General features: G+C 71.2%; 13 protein-coding genes and 1 riboswitch. Of the genes, 6 read left to right on the top strand and 7 right to left on the bottom strand.

Annotated elements, in window-relative coordinates; genetic code table 11:
* Positions 1-26 precede the first annotated feature (26 nt).
* Together ACWD3H_RS06145 and ACWD3H_RS06140 are read right to left on the bottom strand one after the other, a co-directional pair.
* Positions 27-1,646 (bottom strand): isovaleryl-CoA dehydrogenase, encoded by a 1,620-nt coding sequence (locus ACWD3H_RS06145; protein WP_355560303.1) that lies wholly within the window; start codon positions 1,644-1,646, stop codon positions 27-29.
* Between the two features lie 204 nt (positions 1,647-1,850).
* Positions 1,851-3,299, bottom strand: coding sequence for an ankyrin repeat domain-containing protein (locus ACWD3H_RS06140; protein ID WP_451954216.1), 1,449 nt, complete (start codon positions 3,297-3,299; stop codon positions 1,851-1,853).
* A gap of 200 nt (positions 3,300-3,499) precedes the next feature.
* Between ACWD3H_RS06140 and ACWD3H_RS06135 the strand changes: the two genes are divergently transcribed.
* The 3 genes from ACWD3H_RS06135 to ACWD3H_RS06125 all read left to right on the top strand — a co-directional run bounded on the left by ACWD3H_RS06135 (position 3,500) and on the right by ACWD3H_RS06125 (position 5,833).
* On the top strand, positions 3,500-4,243 hold the full coding sequence (locus tag ACWD3H_RS06135; protein WP_451954215.1) for a DUF1707 SHOCT-like domain-containing protein: 744 nt from the start codon (positions 3,500-3,502) through the stop codon (positions 4,241-4,243).
* A gap of 284 nt (positions 4,244-4,527) precedes the next feature.
* Positions 4,528-5,022, top strand: coding sequence for a SigE family RNA polymerase sigma factor (locus ACWD3H_RS06130; RefSeq protein WP_350917040.1), 495 nt, complete (start codon positions 4,528-4,530; stop codon positions 5,020-5,022).
* Position 5,023: 1 nt separating this feature from the next.
* Complete coding sequence (locus ACWD3H_RS06125) at positions 5,024-5,833, top strand: hypothetical protein (protein WP_451954214.1); 810 nt, start codon at positions 5,024-5,026, stop codon at positions 5,831-5,833.
* A 66-nt stretch (positions 5,834-5,899) separates the two neighbouring features.
* Here the strand turns inward: ACWD3H_RS06125 and ACWD3H_RS06120 are convergent, their stop codons facing one another.
* The 5 genes from ACWD3H_RS06120 to ACWD3H_RS06100 all read right to left on the bottom strand — a co-directional run bounded on the left by ACWD3H_RS06120 (position 5,900) and on the right by ACWD3H_RS06100 (position 9,587).
* Positions 5,900-6,661: a sirohydrochlorin chelatase gene (locus tag ACWD3H_RS06120; RefSeq protein WP_451954213.1), complete on the bottom strand. Its 762-nt coding sequence runs from the start codon at positions 6,659-6,661 to the stop codon at positions 5,900-5,902.
* The gene (locus ACWD3H_RS06115; protein ID WP_355560288.1) at positions 6,658-7,386 is read right to left on the bottom strand and encodes a phosphoadenylyl-sulfate reductase; all 729 of its coding nucleotides are present in this window, start codon (positions 7,384-7,386) and stop codon (positions 6,658-6,660) included. The genes ACWD3H_RS06120 and ACWD3H_RS06115 overlap by 4 nt, the downstream gene beginning before the upstream one ends.
* 130 nt (positions 7,387-7,516) lie before the next feature.
* Positions 7,517-7,660: an Insertion element protein gene (locus tag ACWD3H_RS06110; protein WP_184616917.1), complete on the bottom strand. Its 144-nt coding sequence runs from the start codon at positions 7,658-7,660 to the stop codon at positions 7,517-7,519.
* A gap of 12 nt (positions 7,661-7,672) precedes the next feature.
* Positions 7,673-9,355 (bottom strand): nitrite/sulfite reductase, encoded by a 1,683-nt coding sequence (locus ACWD3H_RS06105; RefSeq protein WP_350917027.1) that lies wholly within the window; start codon positions 9,353-9,355, stop codon positions 7,673-7,675.
* Between the two features lie 148 nt (positions 9,356-9,503).
* A complete protein-coding gene (locus tag ACWD3H_RS06100; RefSeq protein WP_350917820.1) occupies positions 9,504-9,587 on the bottom strand; it encodes a putative leader peptide in 84 nt (27 codons plus the stop codon).
* A 279-nt stretch (positions 9,588-9,866) separates the two neighbouring features.
* On the opposite strand from ACWD3H_RS06100, the gene ACWD3H_RS06095 reads away from it, so the two are divergent.
* The 3 genes from ACWD3H_RS06095 (at position 9,867) to ACWD3H_RS06085 (ending at position 12,214) form a co-directional block, all read left to right on the top strand.
* Entirely contained in the window at positions 9,867-10,664 is a 798-nt protein-coding gene (locus ACWD3H_RS06095) for a TIGR03084 family metal-binding protein (protein ID WP_451954212.1), read from the top strand.
* A gap of 60 nt (positions 10,665-10,724) precedes the next feature.
* A complete protein-coding gene (locus ACWD3H_RS06090) occupies positions 10,725-11,123 on the top strand; it encodes a YccF domain-containing protein (RefSeq protein ID WP_355560280.1) in 399 nt (132 codons plus the stop codon).
* 179 nt (positions 11,124-11,302) lie between these two features.
* Positions 11,303-12,214: a YihY/virulence factor BrkB family protein gene (locus ACWD3H_RS06085; RefSeq protein ID WP_355560277.1), complete on the top strand. Its 912-nt coding sequence runs from the start codon at positions 11,303-11,305 to the stop codon at positions 12,212-12,214.
* Between the two features lie 8 nt (positions 12,215-12,222).
* Positions 12,223-12,306, top strand: a riboswitch (ZMP/ZTP riboswitch).
* Positions 12,307-12,332: the final 26 nt, after the last annotated feature.

Below are 12,332 nucleotides of genomic sequence, written 5' to 3'. Positions count from 1 at the left end.
GCCCCGCAACGCCCGCCGGGGGCGGGTCAGTAGGAGGCGCGCTCGACGAGGACGTCCAGATCCAGGCCGGGGGGGAGCGTGCCGAAGGCGCGGCCCGCGTCGCCGGACAGCCGGGAGACGCAGAAGGCGTCGGCGACGGCCGTCGGCGCCAGCCGGACGAGCAGCGACCCCTGCAGCACCAGGGCCATGTCCTCGGCGACACGCCGGGCGCGGGCCTCGATGTCCGTCGTGTCGTCCAGGGACTTACGCAGACGGTCGACGGCGGCGTCCAGGTGGCGGTCGGCGCCGGAGGCGAGCGAGACCTCGGCGAAGAACGCCTCCTGCGCCTCGGGCTCGCGGCCCAGGGCGCGCAGCACGTCCAGCGCCGCGACGTTCCCCGAGCCCTCCCAGATGCCGTTGAGCGGCGACTCGCGGAACAGCCGGGGCATCTGCGACTCCTCGACGTAGCCGTTGCCGCCCAGGCACTCCAGCGCCTCGGCCGCGTGCGCCGGAGCGCGCTTGCAGACCCAGTACTTGCTCACGGCCAGCGCGGTGCGGCGCAGCGCGGCCTCGGCCCGGTCCCCGGCGATGGCCCGGTCGGTGGCGCCGGCCAGCCGCGTCATCAGGACGGTCGCCGCCTCCGACTCCAGGGACAGGTCGGCCAGCACGTTGCGCATCAGCGGCTGGTCGGCGAGCTTCCTGCCGAACGCGGCGCGGTGCCTGGCGTGGTGGACCGCCCGCGTGACGCCGTACCGCATGCCGGCCGCGGAGCCGATCACGCAGTCCAGCCGGGTCATGTTGACCATCTCCAGGATGGTCCGCACGCCCCGGCCCTCCTCGCCCACCAGGTAGGCCGTCGCGCCGTGGTACTCCACCTCGGCGCTGGCGTTGGACCGGTTGCCCAGCTTCTCCTTCAGCCGCATCAGCTGGACGGCGTTGCGGGTGCCGTCCGGCAGGATCCGGGGGAGCAGGAAGCACGACAGCCCGCCGGGGGCCTGGGCGAGAACCAGGAACACGTCGCACATCGGGGCGGAGTTGAACCACTTGTGCCCGGTCAGCAGGTAGCTTCCGTCGCTCAGCGGCTCGGCGCGGGTGGTGCCGGCCCGCACGTCGGAACCGCCCTGCTTCTCGGTCATCGCCATCCCGGCGAGCACGCCGCGCTTGCCCAGCGGCGGGCGCAGCCCGAAGTCGTAGCTCCGCGAGGCCAGCAGCGGCTCCCACTCGGCGGCGAGCACCGGGCTGTGGCGCAGCGCGGCGATCGACGCGTAGGTCATCGAGATCGGGCAGCCGTGCCCCGCCTCGACCTGGCTCCAGAGATAGAACTTGGCGGCGCGGGCCACGTGTGCGCCCGGCCTGGCGCTCGTCCACGGGGTGGCGTGCATGCCGTTGCCGACGGCGACGGTCATCAGCTCGTGCCAGGCGGGGTGGAACTCCACCTCGTCGATCCGCCGCCCGTACCTGTCGTGGGTGCGCAGCACGGGCGGATGCTCGTTCGCCAGCCGTCCCCACTCCTGGGCCTGCTCGGAACCGGCGAGGAGGCCGAGCCTGCGCAGTTCCCCCGTGGCCCATCCCGCGCCCTCCCGGTCCACGCCGTCCATGAGGGCGGCGTCGGCGGACACGTCGTGCCCGGTGAGCGGATCTGCCTGGTTGAAGACGTCATGGGTCACGTGGGGCCTCCGGTGAACTCATCCGGCCCGTCGCCGGCTCCTATACCTATCTCAACATCCCTCCGGAGGGTTGGTGCACTTAATTGTGGTGCTATGTCCGACTTTCGTGTGGAGTTGGAGGGGGCGGTCTCCGGGAACGCCTCCCGCCGTACGCGTCCTCCGCCCCGGCGCCGGCCGGGGGGAGTCGCGCGTACGGCTCGCGGTTCAGAGGTTCTTGACCAGGTCGCGGACGTAGTCGTCGTCCTCGTCGCTCTCGGCGAGCACGCGGTCGGCGCCCCGCTGGGCGCGGGCGTCCCCCCGGGTGGCCAGGCCGCGGGTGGCCTCGGCGACAGTGTTCAGATCCTCGTCGTCGAGCCTGGCGGCGAGCGCGTCGCGGATCGGCTCACTGTCCTGCGCCAGACCCGCCAGGCCCATGGTCGCCCAGTCGCGTACCTCCGCGTCGGGGTCCTCGGTCATCGAGATGAGCAGCGCGAGTCCCTCGGCGTGGCCGGCCGGCAGGACGGCGGCCAGCGCGGCGGGGTCGGCCTGGGTGCGGGTCCAGCCGTCGGAGGTGATGATCTCCAGCACCTCGGGCAGGGCACGCGGGTCGGCGTGGTGACCGAGCGCGCCGAGCACCGAGCGCAGCACCCGCTCGTCGCCCTCGGTGGCCGCCATCCGCCGCAGGATCGGCAGCGCCTCCTCCAGGAAGGGCTTCTCGTCCTCGGTGAAGCCGAACTCGGCGAGCACGTCGACGGCGAACTCCCGCTTGCGCGGGTCCTCGCTCGCGCACAGCCGCGCCGCCGCGTCGAAGGTCTCGCCGTCGCCGCGCCGGCTCAGCGAGCTCGCCACGGTCCACCAGGTCTCGGCCTCCTCGTCGATGTCGCGGTAGGGCATCGCCCGCTCGACCATCTCGTCGAAGGGCAGTCGCTCGCCCGTCGCGTCCTCCAGCAGGGTCGCGACGGCCGCGTGCCCGCGCTGGCAGGTGAGCTCGGCCACGCGGGTCCCGTCCGGGCCCACCGCCGCGACGGTCACCAGGTCGGTGCCGTCCGTGGCCCGGCTGCGGCCCACGACGAACTGCGAGCCCTCGGGGGCCTGCTCGGTGACCTGCTCAAGGAGCGCGCTCTCCAGCTGGGTGCCGAGCCAGTCGTAGGCGATGGACAGCGGCGTGTCGCCGTCGCCGTCGGGCCGGTCGGCCTCGGCGCCGGCCTCCAGCAGCGCGCGCACGACACCCAGGGCGCCGCGCCGGGTGGCCAGGGTGAGCGCGGTGTCGCCGCCCTCGTTGGCGTCCTCGGGGTCCGCCCCGGCCGCGAGCAGCGTACGGACGGCATCGGCCCGCCCGTTGGCGGCGGCCCAGAGCACGGCGGTCCACCCGTCGGCCTCCCGCCCGGACACGTCGGCCCCGGCGGCCAGCAGTGTCTCCACGGTCTCGACGCGGTCCCAGGCCGAGGCGGCGCACAGGGGCAGCCCCGCGTCCTGTCCGCCGCTGATCCGGTTGGGGTCGGCTCCGTGGGCCAGCAGTGCGCGCACGATGGCCACGCGCCCCGCGCTCGATGCCAGGTACAGGGCGGTGGGCTCTTCCGCACCGCCGGGGTCGGCGCTCGTCCCGCTCTGCAGCAGCCGCTCGACCCGCTCGGCGTCGTTACCCGTCACCGCGTCCAGGAGTTCTCGGTACATGCCTACGGATCATATTGCCTGCCTTGGCGAGGAGGCCGTACACCGGCCGCGACGCCCGGCGCGGTGCCCCGCGCCGCCGTATGGTGGACGCGGTGCCCGGTGCGGGGGCGTCAGCAGGCCTGGTCTCCTTCTCCAGGCGCACCGCGCTTCCTACCTTCTGGGGATCCTCTATTCAGACAACTCGCGATATGTTGTGAGTCATGAATGATCCCGGGGAAATGCGGGTCTCGGACGCCGAGCGGGAGGCCGCCGTCGAATGGCTGCGGGTCGCCTCCGTCGAGGGACGGCTGACCCTCGGCGAGCTGACCGAGCGCACCGAGGCGGCCTACACCGCCCTCACCCAGGCCGAGCTGGCCGTGCTCACCGCGGACCTGCCAGGTGGCCACCCGGCGCCCGCCCCCGCCTATCCTCCGGCTGAGGCCGAGCGGGGCGGGGCGGCGCGACGCTGGTTCGTGGCGGTGATGGGCAGCTCCAAGCGGCGCGGCACATGGCGGATCGACAAACCGCTCGGTGCCGTCGCCGTGATGGGCGACGTCGTGCTGGACCTGCGCCAGGCCGAGGTCCGCACCGGGGTGGTCGACATCATGGCCACCGCGGTCATGGGCGACGTGAAGATCATTGTCCCGGACGGCGTGGACGTCGAGCTCGACGGCATCGCCATCATGGGGGACAAGAAGGTCCAGGTGATCGAGGCGCCCCCGGGCACGAACGTGCCGATCGTCCGGGTCAAGGCCTATGTCCTCATGGGGGACATCAAGGTGGTCGGAGACTCGCGGGCCAAGCCCCTCAAGAAGAAGTGGGCCGCCTGGCGGGAGCAGTGGGACCAGATGCGCGGCGAGCTGCCCGGTGAGGCACGCCCCCACCAGATCCACCCGCCCCCTCAGCCCTGGAGCTCAGCGCACCCTCCCAGGCCCCCCAGGCCCCCCAGGCTGCCCGGCCACTGACGGCCGTCCCCCACCCGCGCGGTCTCTCACCTGCCCCGCGTTCACCTGCTACGTGTCGCCCGTGCCACTCCCGGGCCGCGGCACGACCGAGCGCGCCTTGGTCAACTCTCCGTATACCCGGACCGCGCCATTCCGGGCCGCGTGGCCGTGCGCTCGGCCGCCTCTGTCCCCGTCCGGGATTTCTCCCCGCGCCCCCGGCGGGTGAGTCTCCGGACGCGTGCAACGTCTCGGGGCGCCCGGAGCGTAGTGCTCGGTGACATACACCGAGCAGGGAGGATCCCCCGATGCGAGACCGGGCCGACTTCGAGCGCTACGTGGAGCAGCGCTCGGCCCGCCTGCTGCGGACCGCCTACCTGCTGTGCCGCGACTGGGGCACGGCGGAGGACCTGCTACAGACGGCCCTGGCCAAGGCGTGGCTCGCCTGGCGGAGAGTGGGCGACGATCCGGACCCCTACGTCTACCGCATCCTGGCCAACACCCATGCCAGCTGGTGGCGGCGCAGGTGGCGGGGGGAGGTGCCGAGCGCGGACCTCCCCGAGACACCGGACGAGGCCGCGGAGGACGCGGTGGCCGGCCGGGAGGCGGTCAGGCAGGTCCTGGCCGGGCTTCCCGGCAGGCAGCGGGCCGTGATCGTGCTGCGTTACTTCGCCGACCTGCCCGACCAGCAGATCGCCGAGATCCTCGGCTGCTCGGTGCCGACCGTGCGCAGCCAGGCCAGCCGGGCACTGCGCAAACTGCGGGTCGATCCCGCGACCGTCGCGATCACCACGGGGAGCTGAGATGACGATCACCGAATTCGAACTGCGCGAGATCCTGACCGGAGACGGGGGCGAGGATCACAACAGGGGCGTGGCCGTCGCCGACGTCCACCGGCGGGTCCGCGCGATCAGACGCCGCCGCTGGGGCGCGGCCGGTGCCGCCGCGGCCGCCCTCACCGTCGCGGTGGCATTCAACGTGCCTCTGGGCGGCGGTACGGCGAGTGAGGCCGACCTCTGGACCGGCGTCATGGCCCGGCCATCCGCCGGCCCGCCGACCGTGTCACAGCCATTGGGAGAACCGTATCCCGTGCGTGAGGTCATGACCCGCAGCTTCGGGACCGGCGGGACACGGGAGGAACTACGGCTCGGGTCCGGAAGCGGTTCGATGACGGTGACCGTCCACTGCTCCGGGGCGCTGCGGCGGGCGATCGTCTGGATCGACGACGGCCCTCCCAGAAGGCAGCTCTGCGGAACCGGCCCCGACGGATTCCCCATGGCGATCTTCCAAGAGGACCGGAGCGCCACGACGATCAAGGAACAGAAGAGTTCGGTGGCCGGTGAGCGGGTCGTGTCCGCGGCCGTGCTGCCCGGCGAGATCGACAGCACGGGCAAGACGATCAACATGCTGCTCGAAGGGATGGACGACTACTTCGAGGGCTGGGAGGCACAGCTCGCCGAAGCGAAATCCTTCCCGCTGAAGTGGTCGGTCAGCGTGCGGGAGGTGATCTTCCCCGTCTGCCGGGACAACGTGCGCCAGGTGGACCCGAGAACCGGGAAGATGGTCCTGCTGCGCTGTAAGGGCGAGGCCACCGCACCCCCGAGCGTGCCCTGAGCCTCCTCGTGAGGTCCCTGAGCCCCTCGTGAGGTCCCTGAGCTGCGGAGCCGGGCACGGTGGGGTTCAGGCGGTGGCGAGCACCCTTCGCCGGTGCGCGGCCCGGTCGTAGCGTTCGAGCAGCACCGCCGCGAGCTCCGGGGCGGCGCCCAGCACGTCGGCGACGACGTCGGCGCCCGCGGCCAGCGTCTCGCGGCGGATCTTGTCGGCGAAGTGGCCGGGGGCCAGCAGGTAGGGGGCGATGACGACCCTGGCGGCCCCGGAGCGCCGCAGGCGCAGCACCGCCTCCTGCGGGGTGGGACCGGCGGCCGAGGCGTAGGCGGCGCTCACCGACCGCCAGCCGCGCCGTGCGGACCAGTCTCCGGCGATCTGGGCGACCGTCGCGTTGGCCCGCGGGTCGCTGGAGCCGGCCGAGACCAGCACCACGGCGGTGCCCATCTCGCCGGGCTCCACCCCCGCCTCGGCCAGCCGCCGCTCCAGCGCGGTGACCAGCAGCGGGTGCGGGCCCAGGGTGGCGCCCGCGTGCACGCGCAGCAGGGGCCGGCGGGCCGTCGCCTCGGCCAGCGCGCCGGGGATGTCGACCCGGCTGTGGTAGGCCTCGGTGAGCAGCAGCGGCAGCACCACCGCCTCGGTCAGTCCCGACAGCGCCGCAGGGAGCGTCGGGGCGGCGTGGTCGAGGTAGGCGGTGCGCACGAGGAGTTCCGGGCGCGCAATCCGTACCAGGTCGAGCAGGTCCTCCACGGTCGCGGCGGCGCGCGGGTCACGGGACCCGTGCGCCACCGCGATCAGCGGTGTCACGGAAGCGGCGCCGGGGGAGCGCCACGTCATACGTGCAGCCCGCACTCGGTCTTGCCCATGCCGGCCCAGCGACCGCTGCGCGGGTCCTCTCCCGGGGCGACCTGGCGGGTGCAGGGGGCGCAGCCGATCGAGGGGTAGTTGTCGTAGTGCAGCGGGTTGATCAGCACTCCGTTGTCGGCCATGTAGTTGTCGACGTCGTCCTGCGTCCAGCTGGCGATCGGGTTGATCTTGACCATCTGGCGCTTGGCGTCCCACTCCACGACCTTGACACCGGCGCGGGTGGCCGCCTCGTCGCGGCGGATGCCGGAGACCCAGGCGAGGTAGGGCTCCAGCGCGCGGTTGAGCGGCTCGACCTTGCGCAGGTAGCAGCAGAGGTCGGGGTTGCGTCCGAACAGGCGCGGACCCAGGTCGCGCTCCTGCTCCGCGACGGTCCGGGACGGCTTCACGTTGATCACGTTCACGTCGTAGACCTGCTGGACCGCGTCACGGGTGCCGATCGTCTCGGCGAAGTGGTAACCGGTGTCGATGAACAGCACGTCCACGCCGGGCTTGACCCGGCTGACCAGGTCGATCAGCAGGGCGTCGGCCATGGAGGCGGTCAGGCAGAGCCGGTCGCCGAAGGTCGCCGCCGCCCAGCGGATGATCTCCAGGGCCGAGGCGTCCTCCAGGAACCGGGAGGCCGACTCGACGATGTCCTGCAGCTCGAACGCGCTCCGCTGCTGCCGTAACCCGATCTCGATGTCCACCAGTGTCATCGCTCGTTCACCCAATCCTCATTCGCCCCGCGGAGCGGTGCGCTCGTCGCGCCGGAACTCGCCGTCTGGACCGTGCGGCTCGCGAAGGCCTCGCTGGCCTTCGCGTGGACCGCGTCGGATTCGCCGCGCGTCACGAGCGCACCCCGATTCCGAGAAACTTCAACTTGAAGGCACGCGCGCACGACCGGCAGTACCAGCCGCCGTCGCCCTCGTAGGGCTCCAGGTCCTCCTCGCCGCAGTACGGGCAGTGGAAGGGGACGGCGCGCTCACTCATCCGTTCCGCCGTTCACTTCAGGTCCGCGTCGTCGGCGCGCTGCACCCAGTCGGAGAAGGTCTCGTCGTCCTTCTTCTGCTCCTCGAAGTTGCGCAGCACCCGCTCCACATAGTCGGGAAGCTCCTCGGAGGTGGTCTTCAGGCCGCGGACCTTGCGGCCGAAGCCCGGGTTGACGCCCAGCGAGCCGCCCAGGTGCACCTGGAAGCCCTCGACCTGCTCACCCTTGTCGTTGACGACGAGCTGGCCCTTCAGGCCGATGTCGGCGACCTGGATGCGCGCGCAGGAGTTGGGGCAGCCGTTGACGTTGATGGTCAGCGGGTTCTTGAAATCGGGCAGCCGCTGCTCCAGCTCGTCGATCAGGTTGGCCGCGGTGGCCTTGGTCTCGACGATGGCCAGCTTGCAGAACTCGATCCCGGTGCACGCCATGGTCTGGCGCCGGAAGGTGGAGGGGTTGACCTGCAGGTCGCCGGCCTCCAGCTCGGCGACGAGGCTGTCGACCTGGTCGGGCGCCACGTCGAGGATGACCATCTTCTGCTCGACGGTGGTGTGCACCCGGTTGGAACCGTGCCGCTCGGCGATGTCGGCGATCAGGTGCAGCTTGTCACCGTCGAGGCGGCCGACCTTCGGTGCGAAGCCGACGTAGAAGTTGCCGTCCTTCTGCGGGAAGACGCCCACGTGGTCCCTGCGGCCGCCGCGCGGCTCCTCGGGCGCGGGGCCGTCGGGCAGGGCGTGGCCGAGGTACTCCGTCTCCAGGATCTCCCTGAACTTCTCCGCGCCCCAGTCGTTGATCAGGAACTTGATCCGGGCCCGGTGCCGCAGGCGGCGGTAGCCGTAGTCGCGGAAGATGCCGATCACGCCGCCGTAGGCGGGGGCGACCTGCTCGGGGGTGAGGAAGACTCCCAGCCGCTTGCCGAGCATCGGGTTGGTGGACAGGCCGCCGCCCACCCAGAGGTCGAAACCCCGCTCGCCCTTGTCGTTCACGACGCCCACGAACGCCACGTCGTTGATCTCGTGCACGGTGCAGTGCGCCGGGCACCCGCTCACCGCCGACTTGAACTTGCGCGGCAGGTTGGAGAAGGCGGGGTCGCCGATGTAGGTGTCGTAGATCTCCTGGATCTGTGCGGAGCCGTCGAGGACCTCGTCGGTGTCGATCCCGGCCAGCGGGCAGCCCAGGATGACGCGCGGGGTGTCGCCGCAGGCCTCCGTGGTGGACAGGCCCACCGACTCCAGGCGCTCCCAGATGTCGGGGACGGCCTCGATCTCGATCCAGTGGAGCTGGATGTTCTGCCGGTCGGTGACGTCGGCGGTGCCCCGGCCGTAGAGGTTGGAGATGTCGGCGATGACCCGCAGCTGCGCCAGGTCGAGCCGGCCGCCGTCGATCCTGACCCGGAGCATGAAGTAGCGGTCGTCGAGCTCCTCCGGCTCCAGGATCGCGGTCTTGCCGCCGTCGATCCCGGGCTTGCGCTGGGTGTAGAGACCGAACCAGCGCATCCGGCCGCGCAGGTCGGAGGGATCGATGGAGTCGAAGCCCCGCTTGGAGTAGATGTCGATGATCCGCTGACGGACGTTGAGCCCGTCATCGTTCTTCTTGTTCTCCTCGTTCTTGTTCAACGGTTCGCGGTAACCGAGAGCCCACTGACCTTCGCCACGCGGGCGCTTGTGGTGTCGGTTGACCGGCCGGGCCGGGGTCGTCATGTGCGCGTCCTTTTTGAGGCTCGATGGGATGATTTCCGGACGCGCACGGGCGGCACCACCCGCCTCGTCGTTGAGTGCGGGGGTCGATTACTCAGAGGAGGACGCCTGTTACGCGGCCGAGCTGGGTGAAATCAGCAGAGGGCGACGGTTAACGGACGTCACAACAGATGGCACTGCGGACACGCAGAAGGTCGACGTGGCGTCGCACGACGAGCAATGGGTCCGCTGGCATGTCCCTGACGATACCTTGGTGGCACCGGATGTCCAATGTCGGGTCCACAATCTGGACGCGAGGGCGAGATCCGGGCCCGGGTCATCCCTGGCGCGGCCAGCCCATCGCCGACTCCCTGGGCCGGTCGGCGGGCTTGTGCTGGCAGTCGCACCACGAGCCCCCTCGACACTTCTCGTGCCGCCGTGCCTTGCACTCCTGGCAGATCATGCCTCCATTCTGCGCTGTTCCCTCTAGAACATTACTCGGTTAACCTGGCCTTGGCTGGAACAGGGAGGCGCCATGGGCCTGATGGACGAGCTGCTGGCGGATCTGCACGCCGAGACGGCCGAACTCGACGCGATGATCGGAAGGCTCGGCGCGGAGGAGTGGGAGCTGGCCACCCCGGCCGAGGGCTGGATGGTGCGCGACCAGATCAGCCATCTCGCCTGGTTCGACGACGCCGCCACCGTCTCCGCCACCGACCCCGACGGGTTCCGCGCCGCCCTGCCCGCCCTCCTGGCCCGTGGCGACTCCGCGGTGGACGAGCTCGCGGTCGCCTCGCGCAGCCTGGCCGCCGGCCAGATACGCGACTGGTTCCGCGAGGCCAGGGCCCGCGGCCTGGAGGCCTTCGCCCGGCTGGACGCCGGCGCCAGGCTGCCCTGGTACGGGCCCGACATGTCGGTCGCCTCCTTCGTCACCGCGCGCCTGATGGAGACCTGGGCTCACGGGCAGGACGTGGCGGACGCGCTCGGCGTCACGCGCGCGCCGACCGCCAGGCTCAGGCACGTGGCGACGCTCGGGGTACGCGCCCTGCCGTACGGCTTCGCGGTGCGCGGCCTGGAGCCGCCGGCACAGCCGGTGCGGGTGGAGCTGACCATGCCCGACGGATCGCCGTGGGCGGCCGGCCCCCCGGGCGTCCCCGATCTGGTCCGCGGCACCATGCTCGACTTCTGCCTCCTGGTGGTCCAGCGCCGCCACCTCGCCGACACGTCCCTGCTGGTACGCGGCGAGACCGCGAGGGCCTGGACGGCGGTCGCGCAGGCCTTCGCCGGCCCCCCGGGGAAGGGAAGAGCCCCCCTCGGCCAGGGGGAGAGATAGGGGTTTTTCAGGGGAGTACCGGATAGAAGCGAGGCTGTTTCGCCTGACATCCTTGTAAATATGCGGACTTTGTTGAACGTCATCTGGTTGGTCTTCGCGGGAATCTGGCTGGCGATCGGCTATGTCCTCGCGGGCATCGTCTGTTGCATTCTGATCATCACCATCCCGTTCGGCATCGCGTCGTTCCGGATCGCCGCCTACGCGCTGTGGCCCTTCGGCCGGACCGTGGTGCGCGACCCCGACGCGGGGGTGATGTCCACCATCGGCAACGTGATCTGGTTCGTCGTGGCCGGGATCTGGCTGGCGATCGGGCACCTGCTGACCTCGATCCCGCTCTTCCTGTCGATCATCGGAATCCCGCTGGGCCTCGCCAACCTCAAGCTGATCCCCGTCTCCCTGTTGCCGCTGGGCGCCCGGATCGTCGACAGCGACGACGCCCAGGCGTTCTACCACAGGTGACCCGGGCAGGCGGGTGAGATTCGATCGTTGCCCGCCTGACTCGTGATCAAGCACGGCTAGGAATACCGTTGTGTGGCATGACGTCCACTGATGCCCCGGCCCAGCGGCCCGGGCCCAAGCGGCGCCCTTCGCGCGGGCCCGGGACATGGCTGCGCACGGGCCTCGCGTGGATTCGCGGTATGGATGTCTGGACCCGGCTGCGGGCGGCGCTCGCGTGGATGCGCGGAACCGACCTGTGGGCGCTGGTCACCGCCACCACGAACGCGGGCGTCACCTACCGCGTCACCGGCCTGGCGGGGGAGGCGGCCTTCTTCGCGCTGCTGTCGCTGCCGCCGTTCATGCTCGGCCTGATCGGCGTGCTCGGCCAGCTGACCCGGGTGTTCGGCCCCGAGACGGTCAAGAACGTCAGCGACTGGATCGACCAGCAGGCCCACCTGCTCTTCACGGACAACGCCGTCGACACCGTCGTCACCCCGCTCATCGAGGACGTGTTGAAGCCCGAGAACCAGGTCTCGCTGATCTCCCTGGGCTTTCTGCTCGCGCTCTGGTCGGGCTCGCGGGCGCTGTTCGTCTACGTCGACCTGATCTCGGTCGCCTACGGCCTCGGCGAGGAGCGGGGCATCATCCGCACCCGCCTGATGTCCTTCGGGTTCTATCTCGCGGGGCTGCTGATCGGGCTGGTGGTGATGCCCGTGCTCGTTCTCGGTCCCGTCGCGCTGCGCGGTGCCCTGCCGACCGACTACGCCCCGCTGGTCGACGTCCTCTACTGGCCGGTGGTCGTCATCGGCTCGGTGATCTTCCTTACCCTGCTCTACCACGTGAGCGTGCCCGTACGCACGCGCTGGTGGCGCGAGCTGCCCGGGGCGGTGCTCGCGCTCGTCATCTGGATCGTCTGCGCCGCCGTGCTGCGCGCGGTGCTCGCCGCCTGGTTCTCCCCGGTCTCCATCTACGGCTCGCTCGCCGCGCCCATCGCCGTACTGCTCTGGCTCTACATCACCGCGCTGGCCGTGCTCATCGGGGCCACGCTCAACGCCGAGGTCGACCGGCTCTGGCCGGTCGACGGCGCAGGTCGCGCCAGCCGTATGGGTTAGTCCGCTATCGTCTATGCGGCGACTGGCGCATAGGGTGGGAGAGACCACCAGGGAGCTGAAGGGCGAGAAGGCCGAGCGCCTGGGTCTTCACGCGATGTCGACGATGACAGGGGAGTGA

It is taken from the genome of Streptosporangium sp. NPDC002607, assembly GCF_053592655.1.
The sequence above is the reverse complement of the archived record's forward strand: the minus strand, read 5'-3'. Positions and strand labels throughout refer to the sequence as shown.